This window comes from Pseudosulfitobacter pseudonitzschiae (genome assembly GCF_900129395.1).
In the GTDB taxonomy this organism is placed as follows: Bacteria; Pseudomonadota; Alphaproteobacteria; order Rhodobacterales; family Rhodobacteraceae; genus Pseudosulfitobacter; species Pseudosulfitobacter pseudonitzschiae.
This window is the reverse complement of the sequence record NZ_FQVP01000001.1, coordinates 91,008-107,925: the sequence shown is the minus strand read 5'-3', so window position 1 is coordinate 107,925 and position 16,918 is coordinate 91,008. Positions and strand designations below refer to the sequence as shown.

Sequence of the window (16,918 nt, the reverse complement as noted above, 5' to 3'; positions counted from 1 at the left end):
AAGAGCAACATGAACCCTTCCCGCCCCTCCCTCAACCCGTGGCGGGTGGCTTTCAAGGCAAGGGCGCGACTTTCATGACACAGGTATTGCGCGGCGCACCGATTGCCAGCGAAATATGTGGGATTGCGACCGATGCGGCCTGGCGTTTGGCAAGATGTGGTGCGGGCGGTGGGACTCGAACCCACACGGGGCTACGCCCCAACAGATTTTAAGTCTGGTATGTCTACCATTCCATCACGCCCGCAGCGCCCCTATCCCTAGGGTGTGCAGGCCGCCTGCTCAAGGGGTTTTCAAATGTCCTTGCCTGGATCTGCGGGTCGCTGTGGTCCCAGCGGCGCACCGGGCGCGATCAGGGCGCGTTCGGACAGCCATGGATTGTTGGCCAATGCTTCCAGCAATTGTGTGCGGGCATCCTCGCGCTGCCCCAGTTGCATCAGGGTCAGCGCCCGTCCCGATTGTGCGGGCACATGATCCGGCGTGCGTGCCAGTGCCTCGTCCAGATCGGCAAGTGCGCGTACGAAATCGCCCTGCAAGTAGTAGACAAAGGCCCGTTGGTTCCAGCCTTCGGCATAGTCGGGGCAATAGGCGATCAGCCGGTCAAAGTCCGTTTTGGCCCCCAGATAATCATAGCTGTCCCGCCGCGCCATGCCGCGATCCAGAACGGCCTGGGCCTCGGCGTCGGGTGCGCGCAAATAAACCTTCCAAAGCCCGTCAGTTGCTGCGCGTGCGGCCATTTCCGTCGGGGCAGCGCGCGCCTGTTCGAACAAGGCGGCCAGTTCGTCCGAGTGATCTGCGGGCGCGGGACAGTCGGCCGCCCAGACGGGCAGACCCAGACAGACAACAAAGACAGCACCGACCAAGCATTTCATGATCAAAAGCTTGCCGCAGATCGCCTTTTGGTCAAGTCACTTCTGCGAGAACCGCTTCCTTCACGGCCTCCATCGCGACATAGGTCGAGGTGGACGCCACATAGGGCAATTGCGAAATCGTCTCCCCCAGAAACTGCCGGTAGTCGGCCATATCGCGGGTCCGCACCTTGAGAAGGTAATCAAAGTTGCCAGCAATCATGTGGGCCTGCTCGATCTCGGGCACTTTGACCACGGCCTGATTAAAGGCAATCAGCGCGCCCTCGCGGGTGTCGGTCAGCCGCACCTCGACAAATGCGACATGATCCATGCCCAACCGGATGGGGTCCAGCATGGCGCGATAGCCCAGAATGACCCCGTCTTTTTCCAACTTGCGCAACCGCGCCTGCGTTGGTGATTTCGACAGGCCGATGCGCACGGCCAGGTCCGTCACGCTCATTCGCCCATCTCGTGCCAGTTCCGACAGAATCGCGCTGTCGAACCGGTCCAGCCCTACCCGATCATATTCCATGAGAAACCCTCGAATTTCGGTCTAAATTACCGACAAGTAAAATCATTATAGTCAAATCGCCTTCTGATCCAGCGATACAATGGTACATCTGCCAAAAGGATAAATCATGGCCCGCGACACTGAACAATCCCTGCGCCTTCACATCGATGCTGCGACCTATACCAACCAGAACAAGGTGCTGGCGGAACTTGTTTCCTTTGCCAGCCTGGACCAATCCGACCGCGCGGCCATCACCGCACGTGCCGCCGGATGGGTCCGCCAGATCCGCGCTGCCGCCGATCCCGGCCTGATGGAGAGTTTTCTGGCCGAATATGGTCTCAGCACCGACGAGGGCATTGCCCTGATGTGTCTGGCCGAGGCATTGCTGCGTGTGCCCGACGCGGACACCATCGACGCGCTGATCGAAGACAAGATCGCACCATCGGACTGGGGCACGCACCTTGGCAAATCGACATCCAGCCTTGTGAACGCCTCGACCTGGGCGCTGATGCTGACCGGTCGCGTGCTGGACACGCGCCGTCCGGGCCCCGTGAGCCACCTGCGCAGTGCCATCAAACGCCTGGGCGAGCCGGTGATCCGCACCGCCGTGGGCCGTGCCATGAAGGAAATGGGCCGCCAGTTCGTGCTGGGCGAAAACATCACTTCGGCGATGAAACGCGCGGCCGGTATGGAAAAAAAGGGCTATACCTATTCCTACGACATGCTTGGCGAGGCCGCCCGCACCGAGGCCGATGCCAAACGCTATCACCTGGCCTATTCCCGCGCGATTTCCGCCATTGCCACCGCGTGCAACCAGGGCGACATCCGCAAGAACCCCGGCATCTCGGTCAAGCTCAGCGCACTGCACCCCCGTTATGAGGTCGCGCAGGAAGAGGCGGTGATGAATGATCTGTTGCCGCGCCTGCGCAGCCTTGCATTGCTGGCGAAATCGGCGGGCATGGGTCTGAACATCGACGCCGAGGAAGCGGACCGGCTGTCGCTGTCGCTGGAACTGATCGACCGCGTGCTGGCCGAACCTGCGCTCAAAGGCTGGGACGGTCTGGGCGTTGTGGTGCAGGCCTATGGCCCCCGTGCGGGCCGTGTGATCGACACGCTTTACGACATGGCACAGACCCACGACCGCCGGATCATGGTGCGTCTGGTCAAGGGTGCCTATTGGGACACCGAGATCAAGAAAGCGCAGGTCGAAGGGCTGGACGGCTTTCCTGTCTACAGCCAGAAGGCCGCAACGGACGTGTCCTATATCGCCAACGCACGTCGCCTGCTGGGCATGACCGACCGCATTTATCCGCAATTCGCCACGCACAACGCGCATACGGTTGCCGCCGTGCTGCACATGGGCGCCGATCCCGAAACATTCGAGTTCCAGCGTCTGCATGGCATGGGCGAGGCGTTGCACAATATCGTCATGGCCGATGCGGGCACCAACTGCCGCATTTACGCGCCTGTGGGCGCGCACCGCGACCTGCTGGCTTATCTGGTGCGGCGCTTGCTGGAGAACGGGGCGAACTCGTCTTTCGTAAACCAAATTGTCGACGAAGACGTGTCGCCCGAACAGGTGGCAAGCGATCCGTTTGACGCCCTGCCCTTCCCCGGCCCGAAAATCCTGCGCGGCACCGAGCTGTTCCAGCCCGAGCGGCCGAACTCGCAAGGCTATGACCTGGCCCACGCCCCGACGCTGGCCGCCATCGACGCCGCGCGCAACCCGCTGCGGAACAAGACGTGGCAGGCGGGTCCGCTGCTGGCGACAGAGGTCGCCAAGGGGGCGACACAGGACGTGAGCAATCCCGCCGATCCGTCGGACGTGGTCGGCACGGTCCAGCACGCCACCCCTGCTGACGTGACCGCAGCCTTTGATGCAGCAAAACTGTGGGATGCTCCCACCGCCGAGCGCGCATCGATCCTGAACAAGGCCGCCGATGCGCTTGAGGCCAATTATGCACCGCTCTTTGCCCTTCTGGCACGCGAGGCGGGCAAGACCCTGCCCGACTGTGTGGCAGAGCTGCGCGAAGCGGTGGATTTCCTGCGCTATTACGCAGCCCAGGCACGCGCCGAGACCCGTCCCGCAGGCACCTATGTCTGCATCAGCCCGTGGAACTTTCCGCTGGCGATCTTCACCGGCCAGATTGCCGCCGCCCTGGCCGCAGGCAACGCGGTGCTGGCGAAACCTGCCGAGCAGACTCCGCTGATCGCCCATCTGGCCGTAACACTGATGCACGAGGCCGGTGTGCCCGAGGATGCCCTGCAACTGCTGCCGGGCGGGGGTGACATCGGTGCGGCGCTGACCTCGGACGGGCGCATCGGCGGCGTGGCCTTCACCGGTTCGACCGCGACGGCGCTGAAAATCCGTGCGAGCCTTGCGGAACATGCCGCCCCCGGCACACCGTTGATCGCCGAAACCGGTGGGCTGAACGCGATGATCGTGGACAGCACGGCATTGCCCGAGCAGGCGGTGACCGCCATCATCGAAAGCGCCTTCCAATCGGCCGGCCAACGCTGTTCGGCGCTGCGGTGCCTTTATGTACAGGAAGACATCGCCCCCGCATTCACCGCAATGCTGCGGGGCGCGATGGACGCGCTGGTGATGGGGGCACCGTGGGACCTCAGCACCGATGTCGGCCCCGTGATCGACGAGGCGGCCCGCCAAGGCATCGCCGATCACATCGACACCGCCCGCGCCGAGGGTCGGGTGCTGCACGCGCTGCCCACGCCGCAGACGGGAACATATATCGCCCCCACCCTGATCAGCGTGAATGGCATCGAAGACCTGACCCGCGAGATTTTCGGGCCGGTCCTGCACATCGCCACGTTCAGATCGGGCCAGATGCACCGGGTCATTCAGGACATCAACGCCACCGGCTACGGGCTGACCTTTGGCCTGCACACCCGCATCGACGACCGGGTGCAATTCGTGTCGGACCGCATCCTGGCGGGCAACGTCTATGTGAACCGCAACCAGATCGGCGCAATTGTCGGCAGCCAGCCCTTTGGCGGCACGGGTCTGAGCGGAACCGGCCCCAAGGCAGGCGGTCCCGACTACCTGCTGCGCTTCTCGGCGCCGGTTGCTGCGCAGGCACTGGACGACTGGAACGGTGACGCGCCACAGCCGCTGCCCGCGCTGCGTGAACAAGCGTCCGAAAAGGTCTCGGAACACACGATGCCCGGCCCCACCGGCGAGACCAACCGCCTGAGCACGTGGGCTGGCGCGCCGGTCCTCTGCGCCGGTCCCGGCCCAGAAACCGTGCAAGCACAGGTCAAGGCGGTGGAGGCGCTTGGCGGTCGCGCGCTGGCGGCCACCGGCCCTGTCGCGCCGCAGTCGCTGACCGTGGGCCCTGCCTATTGCGGTGTGCTGTGGTGGGGCGATGCGGATACCGCCGCCGCACTGAACCGCGCGCTTGCGGGCCGTGACGGCGCAATCATGCCGCTGATCACCGGCCAGCCCGACGCGGGCCATGTGCTGTGGGAACGCCATCTGTGCGTGGACACCACCGCTGCAGGCGGCAACGCGGCGCTCTTGGGGGAAGTCGCCAAGAACCCCGCGCCCTGACCGCTACGCGCGCGCAACCACCCGCACCGCGCCGTCGTGCAAAAAGACGGCGCGGTTGAACAAATCCAGATCCACCGGATTGGGCAGACGCACGTCGCCCCAATCCGGTGGCCCAGCCTCTGCGGCAAAGTCCCGGTCAATCTGCGCAATCAGCACAAGGATTACACCGCTGTGCTGCGCAAAGGCCGCCAAGGCGGCCACCTGCGTGGCCAAAGGCGGCAGGCGGCGGTCCTGATCCAGTATCTGCAAATAATCCACCACAGCCACGCTGCCGCGCGGCGCATCGCCCAGAGCGGCGATGATATGATCGGCGCAGATCGCATCCGACGTGTCCACCCGCAAGCCCTGCGCCTGTGCCACGTCCACGCCAACTTCGGCAAAGCGGTGTGTGACCTCGGCCTGCGTCCACTCCAGCGAGAGAAACACGGACCGACGGTCCGCCGACAGGGCCGCCCCGCACAGTTCCAGCCCCAGCATGGTCTTGCCCTGCCCCGGACGCGCGCCCAGCAAAACCAGATCGCCCGCCTGCATCTGCTGCAACACCCGCGCCGAGGGCCGCTGACGCGCATGTTCCGCCGCCAGCAGGCTCCAGTGGGCAAAGCTTGCTTGCCGTGCCACAAGGTCCAGCGTCGCGTGCAACGGCACACCCTTGTCCCGCGCCAACCGCCGCGCATCCCGTTTCAGTCGAAAAATAGGTATCGTCACGTTCATCACATTCTCCATATGTCCCGAGCTTGTGACACCATGCCCTCCTCATGTGCACGCTCGACCATAGGTGCGATGCAAATCTTAACCCTGCATGTTCATCTGCTTTCCCGGCGGAGGGGGGCGGCACGGGTCGTGCCATGCCCGATAATTGCCCCGCCACGCGCAAAACTCAATCCCCCGCTCTTCATCTTGCCAGATAAACTCCGGGGGAGGCGCACAGCGCCGGGGGGCAGCGCCCCCAAACCCGTCCGCGCCATATTGACCCCGCCCGCGTTTCAGACCAGCTTGCGCCCATGTTTCCCATTCGTGACCATAACCCATCCGGCCGCACGCCTTATGTCACCTACGGGTTGATGGCCGCGAACATCCTGATTTTCCTCAGCTATGCCGGGATGATGTCGGATGCGCGCGCGATCAATGCCTTCTACATCGAATGGGCGTTCATCCCCGCACGGATCAGCGCGGGCGAAGGCTATTACACGCTGGTGTCGTCAATGTTCCTGCACGGCGGGTGGATGCATCTGGCGGGCAACATGCTGTTTCTCTACATCTTTGGCGACAACATCGAGGACGAGATGGGGCATGGGCCCTACCTGGGCTTCTACCTGTTGACAGGCGTCGCAGCCGCACTTGCCCAATATGTGGTTGCCCCGTTTTCAGGCGTGCCGACCGTCGGCGCATCCGGTGCGATTGCGGGGGTGATGGGTGGATATCTGTTGATGTTCCCCAAGGCCAAAGTCGACATCCTGATCATCTTTATCGTGTTCTTCCGCATCTTTCCGATCCCCGCTTGGGTCATGCTGATGCTATGGTTCGGAATGCAGTTCATCGGCGGGTTGGGTGCCAACCCCGACGCGGGCGGCGTGGCCTACTGGGCACACGCGGGGGGCTTTGTCGCAGGGCTGGTGTTTGTGATTCCGCTGTGGCTGCGGCGCGGCGGGACCGTGTTCTGGTCGCGCACCCATGGCCACCCACCCCACCCAGAGGCGCAATACGTGCGCTCGCGCATTCCAAAGGTGCGGCGATGACTGCGCTGCGGGTCGATGCCCGCTGTCACTGTGGTGCGGTGCATATCCGCGCGACCCTGCCCGATGGGCTGCAGGACGTGGCGCGCTGCGATTGTTCGTTCTGCCGCAGACGTGGTGCAGCTGCGGTCACGGCGCTCGCCGCTGATCTTGAGGTGGTGAAGGGCGCGGATAACCTGACGCTCTACAGCTTTGGCACCCACACGGCGCAACATCACTTTTGCAAGACCTGCGGCATCTATACCCATCACCGGCGGCGGTCCGACCCGACGCAATGCGGGGTCAATCTGGGCTGTATCGACGGGGTCAACCCGCGCGATCACGAGCCGATCCGCTGGACGGACGGGGTGAATCACGTCTCGGATCAATAGAGACCTTGCCGCTGGCGGGTTTGGGGGCGCTGCCCCCGGCGCTGCGCGCCTCCCCCGGAGTTTATCTGGCAAGATAAAGAGGCTGGGCTGTCAAGGCGCCAGCCCGTAGTCTCAGGCGCGGATAATCTTGGCAAAGTGCGAGTACAGGGCTTCGTTGGCGCAGATCACGTTGCCGCTGTCCAGAAGATCGGCGCTGGGGTCCATCGGCTCAAGCAGCGCACCGGCTTCGCGGGCGATGATCACACCGGCGGCCATGTCCCACGGTTTCAGGCGGCGTTCCCAGAACCCGTCGTAGCGCCCTGCGGCCACATAGGCCAGATCAAGCGCGGCAGAGCCCCAGCGGCGCACACCGGCGCAGACGGGCAGCAAACGACCCAGGTCTTTCAGTGTATCGGGAAGATCGCCGCGCCCTGCAAATGGCAGACCGGTGGCAAAGATCGCCTCGATCATATGGCTGCGGCCCGACACGCGCATCCGGCTGTCGTTCATCCACGAGCCTGCGCCCTTTTCGGCAAAGAACATTTCGTCCTTGGCGGGGTCGAACACCACACCCGCCACAACCTGGCCCTTGTGTTCCAGCGCGATCGACACGGCCCAGTGCGGCAGGCCGTGCAAAAAGTTGGTGGTGCCGTCCAGCGGGTCGACGATCCAGCGGCGGGTGGGGTCAGTGCCCTCTTCCTCGGCGCTTTCTTCGGCGCACCAGCCATAGGTCGGACGCGCGCCCATCAGCTCGTCCTTGAGGATTTTCTCGGCGGCAATGTCGGCGCGGCTGACGAAATCGCCGGCGCCTTTCATCGACACTTGCAGCTGCTCGACCTCGCGGAAGTCCTTGACCAGCGAACGGCCCGCCTTGCGCGCGGCTTTGATCATGATGTTGAGGTTTGCACTGCCAACCATTGGGGACTCTCCTAGAGGGATCAGGCCGCGCGTATACGCGCACTGGTCCAAGATGCCAAGGGCCTGTGCGTATTGTGCCGCGCCGTGGCGTCACGGCTTGCCCCCGCGCGCGCGCAGGTCCACGCTGCGCGCAATCAATGGGAGAGAAATCAATGACCGACCAGATGCACCGCATTAACCTTGCCAGCCGCCCTGACGGCGCACCGACAATGGAAAATTTCAAGATGGAAACCGGCCCCGTGCCCACACCCGGCGAGGGCGAGGTTCTGGTGCGCGTCCACTACATGTCGCTGGACCCCTATATGCGCGGCCGCATGGACGATGCAAAATCCTATGCCGCACCCGTGCCCATCGGCGGCACCATGGAAGGCGGCGCCGTGGGCGAGGTGATTGCGTCGAACTCTGACGCGTTCAAACCCGGCGATTATGCCTTTGGCATGTTCGGATGGGCGACGCACGGCGTGCAACCCGCAAAAATGCTGCGCAAGGTCGATCCGGCGCACGGGCCGATCACCGCAAGCCTTGGCGTGTTGGGCATGCCGGGGTTCACCGGCTATCACGGTCTGACCGAGATTGGTCGCCCCAAGGCAGGCGAAACGCTGGTCGTCGCCGCCGCCACCGGGCCCGTCGGGTCGATGGTGGGTCAGGTCGCCAAAAGCATGGGCCTGCGCACCGTGGGCATCGCGGGGGGGGCGGACAAATGCAAGATGGCGGTCGAAACCTTTGGCTTTGACGCCTGTCTGGACCACCGCGCCTATGACGACGCCAAGGCCCTGCGCGAAGCCTTGAAAGCGGAATGCCCCAAGGGCATCGACATTTATTTCGAAAACGTCGGCGGCAAGGTGCTGGAGGCGGTCATGCCGCTGATGAACCCGCACGGGCGCATCCCGATCTGTGGCATGATCGCGTGGTACAACGCGGGTGGCTTGGGCGATGGGGCCAACGCGCCGCTGACGGCGCCGAAGCTGTGGCGGACGATCCTGGTGAATTTCCTGTCGGTTCAGGGCTTTATCATATCGAACCATTGGAACCAATTCCCCGCCTTCCTGTCCGAGATCGGCCCGAAGGTCGCCAGCGGCGAGATCAAGGTGGTCGAGGATGTGGCCGAAGGGTTGGAGAATGCACCGCAGGCGTTCATCGGCCTGCTGCAAGGCAAGAACATGGGCAAGCAGATCGTCAAGGTGATCTGACGCCCGTGCGGGGCGGTGCACGCCGCCCCAGATGTCGAATGCCGTGCAACTCTGACTCATGGCGGCGAATTTTCTGAAAAATGTCAGTGGGCCGTGCCAAGCTATTGCGACCTAAGTGCCAAGCATTTCTGACACAAACCAGACTTTGGGCATGGTATGGGTCAAGGTCTGGTGTGCGGGACAAAGCGCCCTTTCGCTGCGGGTGCAACAACGACGGCTTCAAAGCTTCAACGTTGTGGATGGTCCGAGGCGACATTACGCCTCAAAAAGCCTGCAAGTGCCTCAGGCGGCCTAATGATTTCACGTGTTTCATGGACTTTATGAACCTTGGAAAACACGACCTCAACCGTCACATCATTGAACGAAATCGTCCAAAAACGTGGCTCAAGAGCTTTCCACTCAATTGTGCGGTCGCTACCGAGAACTTCCGTGAAGTCCCAAGGCTTAGTCGGAAATAATGCATCTCTTAAGCCTTCGACATTAATAGGATTCTGTTCGAAGTGGATAACGTCAGAGAATCTAAGAATAGCGATGCCATCGCCTGCGGCCGGCGCAATCTCGTAGCTAAGAAAAAGGTCGCGTCCGTCGCTGAATAGGGCTGGGTTTTCGACTGTTCCGATCAGCGGAAAAGTCTCGGTTGGTTGAATGCCCTCCATGGTTTCCTCGCAAATGTAATAGTTGAGCGTTAGTTCAAGTTATTGAAGCTTCCCAAGCGTAACACGTTCGGATTACCGACATCCATGCACGATGCGGCTATCCGTCACTTTGGGCTCGTTCCCGCCCTTCGCTGCAAGTTTCACGAATGACTGCTTGGCCCCTGCCCCGCCCTGTGGGCCTAGCGCCGCGTTCTGGGTCAGCCATGTGACACAGAAGCCGGTTTTGCATGGCATTTGACACCTGCCCGTTTCTTGGCAATCCATCAGGCCTGCTGCAATTTGCGCGCCTCGATGCGTGCCAGCGAAATCAGCCGCTCCATATAGGGTTTGCCGCGCTCATCGCTGCGCACGGCCGCATACAGACGGCGCTTCAACCCCTTGGCGGTCAGCGGACGGGTTACATAATCGGACGAATATTTGACCTCGCGCACCACCCAGTCAGGCAACACCGACACACCCCGATTAGAGGCCACCAACAGCAGAATCACAGCCGTCAGTTCCGCCTGACGCACCGCGGCAGGTTCAACCTTGGCCGGGTTCAACAACTGGCTGAACACATCCAGACGGCTGCGTTCCACCGGATAGGTGATCAACGTCTGGTCGCGGAAATCCTCGGCTTCGATATAGGGTTTTGCGGCCAGTGGATTGTCCTTTGAGGCCACGAAAACCGGCGCGTAGTCGAAAAGCTCGATGAATTCGACGCCTGCGAGCTCTTCTGGGTCGGAGGAGACAACCAGATCGACCTCTTCTTTCAGCAGCGCAGGCAGCGCCTCGAAAGCCAGACCGGGGCGGATGTCCACGTCAACGTCGGGCCAATCCTTGCGGAATCGCTCCAGCACCGGAAACAGCCATTCAAAGCAGGCGTGACATTCGATGGCGATGTGCATCCGCCCCGAACGCCCGTCGCGCAGGCCGCTGAATTCATCCTGCATCGCCTGCACTTGCGGCAAAATCTGTTCGGCCAGTCGCAAAAGCCGCAATCCCGCCGCTGACAGCTTCATCGGCTTCGACCGGCGCACGAACAGCTCGACACCCGCCTGATCCTCCAACCCCTTGATCTGATGGGACAATGCCGATTGCGTGATGTGCAGCTGTTCGGCGGCCTTCGCCAAGCCTCCGGCCTCGTGGATGGCCTTGATCGTGCGCAGATGGCGGAATTCAATATGCATATGGAACTCATGTTCATGATGAGAGTTATGAATTTGTCTCACATCACAAAGCATGCGACAAGGCCTCAACACCGCACGCCTGTAAGGAATTTCAATATGACCGCCCTTTCGTTCGAAGTCTTCCCGCCCAAGTCCATCGACGCAGGGTTTCGCCTGTGGGACACGGTACAGGCGCTGACGCCGCTTGAGCCGCGTTTCTTCTCGGTTACTTACGGTGCCGGTGGCAGCACACAGGACCTGACCCACGAGGCAGCACAGACCCTGCGCCGGTCCTCGGGCCTGCCGGTGGCGGCGCATCTGACCTGTGTGGGTGCGACGCGCGAAAAGGTTCTGAAAACCGCTGCGAAGTTTGCCGATGCCGGAATCACCGACATCGTGGCCCTGCGCGGCGATCCGGTGGATGGCACCGATTTCCAACAGGTCGAGGGTGGCTTTGCCAACAGCATCGAACTGGTCGAAGCGCTGGCCGACACGGGCCGCTTTACCATTCGCGTGGGCGCCTATCCTGAAAGCCACGCCGACGCCGCAGACAGTGCGCAGAACATCGCATGGCTGAAGGCCAAGATCGACGCAGGTGCGTCCGAAGCGATCACGCAGTTCTTCTTTGAAGCCGAAACCTTCCTGCGTTTCCGCGACGCCTGTGTCAAAGCGGGCATCACCGCCCCCATCGTGCCCGGCATCCTGCCTGTGGGCAACTGGGCCAGCATCCAGAAATTCGCCAGCCAATGCGGCGCCGATGTGCCGGTGACCCTGGCGCAAGGGTTTGAAAATGCCGCCCGCGACGGCAACAGCGACCTGTTCGCCCTGGCCCACTGCACCGAGATGTGTGACGAGCTGCGCAGCGAGGGTGTGGATGCGCTGCATTTCTACACGCTGAACCGTCCCGACCTGACCCGCGAAGCCTGCCGTGCACTGGGACTGATCCCCGCGGCAGCGATGCGCAACGTCGCGTAAGGCTTGGCAAGGCGGGCGGGCGTTTCTAGCGTCGGGCAACCAACCGGAGAAACGCCCATGCCCCGCATCGCCAAACATCCCGAAGACCTTTTGAGCCTCGATGAGTTGAAAAAACTCTCGGGGCTCGAATTCATTCAGGGGATGATGGACGGCACCCTGCCCGGCCCGCCCATCGGCGAGACCCTGAATTATAGCCTGCACGCGGTCGAAAAAGGCCGGGTCGTGTTTCGCGGGTCACCCCAGTTCGGGGCCACCAATCCCTTGGGCACGGTGCACGGCGGCTGGTATGGCACATTGCTGGACAGCGCGATGGCCTGCGCGGTACAGACCTGCATTCCGCGTGGCTCGATCTATACGACATTGGAATACAAGATTAACATCACCCGCGCGATCCCGCTGGGCATGGTGATCGACTGTATCGGTACGGTGGATCACGTGGGACGCTCCACCGGTGTGTCCAAGGCGGAGATTCGCGGTGTCGAGGATGGCAAGCTCTATGCCACCGGATCAACGACCTGCATCATCATGAGTGCGGGGTAAACCAGAGGCCACCACAGAGGGCCGCGCGCCCCGGGCCTGATGGCTGGACCGGACGCCACGCCGCATCTTTTCCCTGCTTGCCCGCCCTTCGGGTATTTGCAAAAGAGTCCGCATGGATCACCTCCGCACCCTTGCAGACCAGACGCCCAGCCGCGCCGAACTGGAAAACATCCTTTCGCCAGGCGACCGCGCGTCCCTTGAAAACTGCGACCTCAGCGGGCTGGACCTGTCCGATCTTGACCTATCGGGATGGCAGTTCACGGGCTGCAAGCTGGCGCGCACCGCTTTCAATGGCGCGCGGCTTGACGAAGTGCGTTTCGCCAATTGCCGCGCGGCAGGGGCCAGTTTTGTCGGGGCCAATCGGCAAGAGGCCACGATTGAGGGCGGGGATTTCAGCAACACCAGCTTTCGCGCAGCGACGCTGAATGCGACCAGAATCCTGAACTGCAAGATGACCGGTTCGGATTTCACCGATGCGAAAACGCTGGGCTTTTCCATCCAAGGTGTTTTGCTGGTGCTTGCGGTCCTGCCACGCATGTCCTTTCGCAAGATGATCCTGAAAGAGGTGGATTTCACAGACGCCGACCTGCGGTCCTGCGACTTTCGGGAGGCGGAGTTCGAAAGCTGTTCGCTGCGGGACGCGCATCTGCCCGAGTGCCGGTTCGAGGGGGCGGATCTGCGGGGCGCGGATCTCGGCGGTATCAAGCTGACCGATGCGCGGCTGTTCAGGGGCGCGATCATTTCCAGGCATCAGGCGGCTGATCTGCTGGGGCAATTGGGGCTTAAGGTTCTTTGAGCCGATGCTAAGGCAGCTTCGCGCCTGTGGGAACAAAGACAACGTCACCGTCGTCCAGCGGCTGTGTCACGTCGGACAGCGTGACCGTCACGCCGTTTGACAGGGTGATCGTCAGGCCCTGATCGGTCACGGCTTGCGCCAACACAGACAGTTTTCCAGGGCTGTCCGTCGCGATCACGATGCAATCGGCATCCACGTCAAAACCGCCCAGCGTCACCGCGCCGGTGATGTGGCCCCCGGGCGCTTCGTTCGGGAACAGGGCCGCGTGCGTCCCTGTGGCGGCTTCGTTCGCATCCGTTTCGACAAATGTCACCGCGTCCTCGGGGATCATCGCGTCGAGCCCTTCCAGCAGCACCGCCTCGCCAGTTGAGAACGTGAGCCACAGGCCCGCGGGCGTGACCCGCTGGCCGGTGATGGTCGCATCGACGCCCGGCGGAACCTCGATCAGCAGCACGTCCTCGGCGGCGTCAAAACCAGTGATCGTGTTCGGTGCATTGGCCACGGCTGCACCAATCGACGGAATCCGCGCGTCAGTGTCTGTGCTATGATCTCTCATGTCGGCGATGCCTCTGGACGGGTCCGCGCCTGTGCGGTCGGACACAGCCTAGCGCGAAACGCGGGAAATTTCACCAGCGCAGCCACAGAAACAGCGTGTTTCCGCAAACAGACCTCAGGTGGCCAGCCTGCCTGCGTCCATCCGCACCACGCGGTCCATACGCGCCGCCAGCTCCATGTTGTGCGTGGCGATCAGCGCAGACAGGCCGGTGCCGCGCACCAGCTCCATCAGCGCACCAAAGACCTGATCGGATGTTTCGGGGTCGAGGTTTCCGGTGGGCTCATCCGCCAGCAACAGGCGCGGCGCATTGGCCAGCGCGCGGCAGAAGGCCACCCGCTGCTGTTCACCCCCCGACAGGGCCGCGGGGCGGTGATCGGCGCGCGGCGCTATGCCGACACGGTCCAGCAGGTCGCGCGCGCGCGCCTCGGCCGCGTTGCGCGCGGTGCCTGCAGCCAGTTGCGGCAGCACGATGTTTTCCAGCGCCGAGAACTCGGGCAGCAGGTGGTGAAACTGGTAGATGAAACCGATGTCGGACCGCCGCGCGGCGGTGCGTTTGCGGTCGGAAAGGCCAGTCATGTCCTGCCCTGCAAGGCTGACCGTGCCGTCGTCGGGCACATCCAGCAGGCCCGCGATGTGCAACATGGTGGATTTGCCCGCCCCCGAGGGTGCAACCAGCGCCACGACCTCGCCCGCGTTTACGGTCAGATCGACACCACGCAGCACCTGCACCTCGCCGGGCAGGCCAGTGTTATAGGTCTTGTGCAGTCCGTGCAGGTGCAAAACAGGATCACTCATAACGCAGCGCCTCAACAGGGTTCATCCGCGCGGCACGACGGGCGGGGAATATGGTAACGATGAACGACAGGCCCAGCGACAGCCCCACGGCCTTGAGCACGTCCGACAGGTTCAACTGCGCGGGCAGCGCGTAAATGCCGCGAATGGACGGGTCCCAGACGCCGCCGCCCATCACCACGTTCACAAAGGAAAAGATCGGGTCGATGTAGATGGCAAAGAGGCAGCCCAGGATCACGCCCATCGCGGTGCCGATCAGGCCGGTGAAGGCGCCGCAGATGAAAAACACCCGCAGAACCGACCCTTCGGACAGGCCGATGGTGCGCAGGATGCCGATGTCGCGGCCCTTGTTTTTCACCAGCATGATCAGCCCCGACACGATGTTCATCGCGGCGATCAGCACGAGGATCGACAGGATGATGAACATCACGTTGTCCTCGACCTCGAGCGCGCGCAGGAAACCGCCCGAGGCGTCGCGCCATGTCCATGTCTGGGCACGGTCCCCTGCGGCCTGTTGCAGGGCTTGTACCATCTGGTCGACCTGTTCGGGGTTTTTGACCATTACCTCGATCTCGGTGGCGACGCCCTCGCGGTTGAAGAAGCTTTGCGCCTCGGCCAGTGGCAGGTAGACGCGGGTGCGGTCGATGTCATAGCGGCCAGCGGAAAACACATAGACCACTTCGTAGGCGTTGACGCGCGGGCTGGTGCCGAAGGCGGTTTTCACGCCGTTGGGCGAGATCAGCTTGATCTTGTCGCCCACGGTCGCGCCCAGTTCACGTGCCACGCCCGAGCCGATGGCGATGCCCTGGTCAAAGTTGTCGATGTCGCCCAGGCTGGTGGTGGGGTCAGCGATGCGCGGCAAGCCCTTGAGGTCGGCCAGTTCAATCCCGAACACTTCGACGCCCGCGTTGGCCTGACGCATGTTGGCCATGACCTGCCCGCGCACCAGTGGGGCCGCGCGGATCACGTCGGGCACGCGGGTCAGACGCTGCGTCATTTCGGTGTAGTCGGGGATGGTGCTGTCAAGCTGGCCGGTGGCGGTGGTTTCGCCCAGGTTGTAGACGGTCACATGAGCGTTGGCGCCCAGGATCGTGTCGACGAATTCGGCGCGAAAGCCCGACCGGACGGCGAGCGTGGCGATCAGGGCGAACACAGCAAGGGTGATGCCGATCAGGCTGATCCATGTCATGACGCTGACGCCGCCTTCGGCGCGGCGGGCGCGCAGATAGCGCCAGGCGATCATCCATTCAAAGGGGGCAAAGGGGGTGGTGGAATTGGCCATTTCGGCTCCTGCTCGGGGTCGCGCGCACGTTGGTTTGTTTGCGCGTCAGGGTCAAGCCGCGCGGCGGCTGTTGGCCGCAACGGTCACATAGTTCCGCCTGCGGGGACGGGCAATGTGGTTTGTGAATGGTGCGCGGAATTGCGGTGTTGGGTTTGGTGTTTTGGGGGAGCGGTGTGTGTGGAGTTCCCGGATGTGGCCGTTTGGGTGGGGCGGAGCGAATGCTCATTTTGAGGTCAGAGTGACCTTGCCATAGAGGGCCGCGCGACCGCGGGTGGGCATTGGAACGTCAGTGGATGCCAGTTTATTTATCCGCTATGGCGTGGGGGCTTAGAGGCTCAAGACGGTGAGGAAGCGCCCGCCCATGGGGCGGTCGGGCGCTGCCCGGCGGCACTGCGTGCCTTGTTCCGGGCTTTGGTGGATTGAAACTTTGTCTCGCATAGCTGCTCTTTTCGCCGAAATTAGCAACTGCCAGGTTCGCGCCCTATCCGCTTTCCCCAAGCGCGCGGGACCAAGACCGCAGACCTATACCATGCTTCTACGGCCACTGGGCAACAATAGCCGCAATATGCCGATCAGCAGCAACATGGCGACAAAGCCGGTGGCGGCAAAAATGCCGCCCGCAAAGGTCAGCGGCACGGCGGGTTTGAAGGCGGCCCATGCAGCGCGGGCCACCTCTGGGTCGGTCATGCGGGTGGCGTGATAGGCGCGCATGAATGGGCCTGCACTGTCGAGGGCCACCAGATCAGCGCGCAGTTTGTCATAGCGGGCAAAGGTGCGGGTCATGTCGGCGCGGCGGCGGTCGATGAATGGCGTGCCCTGCATCTGTTCCAGAGCCTGCGTGCGGGTCAGCCCCTCGGCCTGGGCAGAAGCGTCGAAATCCGCCACGACCTCGGCCAGTGCATCGACGGCACCGCCCAGACGTTGCGCATATTGCTGAGAGAATTCAGGGAATTGCGAGGTAGCGGCCCCTGCGCTCAGGGCCGCCACCAATGTGAGAGTGCGCACAATCATGATCCGGTGCCGATGCTGTGGAGTTTGGTCGTGCGCATTGGTGGTGC

General features: G+C 62.8%; 17 protein-coding genes and 1 tRNA gene. 7 read left to right on the top strand and 11 right to left on the bottom strand.

Going from position 1 to position 16,918, the window contains the following annotated elements; genetic code table 11:
- Positions 1-157: 157 nt before the first annotated feature.
- From BUC08_RS00480 to BUC08_RS00470, 3 genes are all read right to left on the bottom strand, one after another.
- Positions 158-244: transfer RNA gene (locus tag BUC08_RS00480), tRNA-Leu, on the bottom strand.
- A 46-nt stretch (positions 245-290) separates the two neighbouring features.
- On the bottom strand, positions 291-869 hold the full coding sequence (locus tag BUC08_RS00475; protein WP_051693912.1) for a tetratricopeptide repeat protein: 579 nt from the start codon (positions 867-869) through the stop codon (positions 291-293).
- 31 nt (positions 870-900) lie between these two features.
- Complete coding sequence (locus BUC08_RS00470) at positions 901-1,377, bottom strand: Lrp/AsnC family transcriptional regulator (protein WP_037921714.1); 477 nt, start codon at positions 1,375-1,377, stop codon at positions 901-903.
- Positions 1,378-1,483: 106 nt separating this feature from the next.
- Between BUC08_RS00470 and putA the strand changes: the two genes are divergently transcribed.
- Entirely contained in the window at positions 1,484-4,924 is a 3,441-nt protein-coding gene (gene putA / locus BUC08_RS00465; protein WP_037921716.1) for a bifunctional proline dehydrogenase/L-glutamate gamma-semialdehyde dehydrogenase PutA, read from the top strand.
- 3 nt (positions 4,925-4,927) lie between these two features.
- On the opposite strand, the gene BUC08_RS00460 is transcribed toward putA, so the two are convergent.
- A complete protein-coding gene (locus BUC08_RS00460; protein ID WP_037922185.1) occupies positions 4,928-5,635 on the bottom strand; it encodes a DNA helicase in 708 nt (235 codons plus the stop codon).
- Positions 5,636-5,925: 290 nt separating this feature from the next.
- On the opposite strand from BUC08_RS00460, the gene BUC08_RS00455 reads away from it, so the two are divergent.
- Entirely contained in the window at positions 5,926-6,660 is a 735-nt protein-coding gene (locus BUC08_RS00455) for a rhomboid family intramembrane serine protease (RefSeq protein ID WP_037921719.1), read from the top strand.
- Entirely contained in the window at positions 6,657-7,028 is a 372-nt protein-coding gene (locus tag BUC08_RS00450) for a GFA family protein (RefSeq protein ID WP_037921721.1), read from the top strand. The genes BUC08_RS00455 and BUC08_RS00450 overlap by 4 nt, the downstream gene beginning before the upstream one ends.
- A gap of 111 nt (positions 7,029-7,139) precedes the next feature.
- Here the strand turns inward: BUC08_RS00450 and BUC08_RS00445 are convergent, their stop codons facing one another.
- Complete coding sequence (locus BUC08_RS00445; RefSeq protein WP_037921723.1) at positions 7,140-7,925, bottom strand: inositol monophosphatase family protein; 786 nt, start codon at positions 7,923-7,925, stop codon at positions 7,140-7,142.
- Between the two features lie 152 nt (positions 7,926-8,077).
- Here BUC08_RS00445 and BUC08_RS00440 point away from each other — a divergent pair, with 152 nt between their 5' ends.
- Complete coding sequence (locus BUC08_RS00440) at positions 8,078-9,115, top strand: NADP-dependent oxidoreductase (protein WP_037921725.1); 1,038 nt, start codon at positions 8,078-8,080, stop codon at positions 9,113-9,115.
- A gap of 227 nt (positions 9,116-9,342) precedes the next feature.
- Here BUC08_RS00440 and BUC08_RS00435 read toward each other — a convergent pair whose 3' ends face one another.
- Positions 9,343-9,771, bottom strand: coding sequence for a hypothetical protein (locus BUC08_RS00435; protein WP_051693915.1), 429 nt, complete (start codon positions 9,769-9,771; stop codon positions 9,343-9,345).
- Between the two features lie 263 nt (positions 9,772-10,034).
- Positions 10,035-10,940 (bottom strand): LysR family transcriptional regulator, encoded by a 906-nt coding sequence (locus BUC08_RS00430; RefSeq protein ID WP_037921727.1) that lies wholly within the window; start codon positions 10,938-10,940, stop codon positions 10,035-10,037.
- A 96-nt stretch (positions 10,941-11,036) separates the two neighbouring features.
- On the opposite strand from BUC08_RS00430, the gene metF reads away from it, so the two are divergent.
- The 3 genes from metF to BUC08_RS00415 all read left to right on the top strand — a co-directional run bounded on the left by metF (position 11,037) and on the right by BUC08_RS00415 (position 13,230).
- Entirely contained in the window at positions 11,037-11,894 is an 858-nt protein-coding gene (metF, locus tag BUC08_RS00425) for a methylenetetrahydrofolate reductase [NAD(P)H] (protein WP_037921729.1), read from the top strand.
- Between the two features lie 57 nt (positions 11,895-11,951).
- Positions 11,952-12,434, top strand: coding sequence for a PaaI family thioesterase (locus BUC08_RS00420; RefSeq protein WP_037921731.1), 483 nt, complete (start codon positions 11,952-11,954; stop codon positions 12,432-12,434).
- Between the two features lie 112 nt (positions 12,435-12,546).
- Positions 12,547-13,230 carry a pentapeptide repeat-containing protein gene (locus BUC08_RS00415; RefSeq protein ID WP_037921733.1) on the top strand — a complete coding sequence of 228 codons (684 nt, stop codon included), beginning with the start codon at positions 12,547-12,549 and terminating at the stop codon, positions 13,228-13,230.
- A gap of 7 nt (positions 13,231-13,237) precedes the next feature.
- Here BUC08_RS00415 and BUC08_RS00410 read toward each other — a convergent pair whose 3' ends face one another.
- The 4 genes from BUC08_RS00410 to BUC08_RS00395 all read right to left on the bottom strand — a co-directional run bounded on the left by BUC08_RS00410 (position 13,238) and on the right by BUC08_RS00395 (position 16,871).
- The gene (locus BUC08_RS00410; RefSeq protein ID WP_037921735.1) at positions 13,238-13,786 is read right to left on the bottom strand and encodes a hypothetical protein; all 549 of its coding nucleotides are present in this window, start codon (positions 13,784-13,786) and stop codon (positions 13,238-13,240) included.
- 114 nt (positions 13,787-13,900) lie between these two features.
- Complete coding sequence (locus BUC08_RS00405; protein ID WP_037921737.1) at positions 13,901-14,581, bottom strand: ABC transporter ATP-binding protein; 681 nt, start codon at positions 14,579-14,581, stop codon at positions 13,901-13,903.
- Entirely contained in the window at positions 14,574-15,860 is a 1,287-nt protein-coding gene (locus BUC08_RS00400) for a lipoprotein-releasing ABC transporter permease subunit (RefSeq protein ID WP_037921740.1), read from the bottom strand. The genes BUC08_RS00405 and BUC08_RS00400 overlap by 8 nt, the downstream gene beginning before the upstream one ends.
- Positions 15,861-16,382: 522 nt before the next feature.
- Positions 16,383-16,871, bottom strand: coding sequence for a DUF2937 family protein (locus tag BUC08_RS00395; protein ID WP_037921742.1), 489 nt, complete (start codon positions 16,869-16,871; stop codon positions 16,383-16,385).
- Positions 16,872-16,918 lie beyond the last annotated feature (47 nt).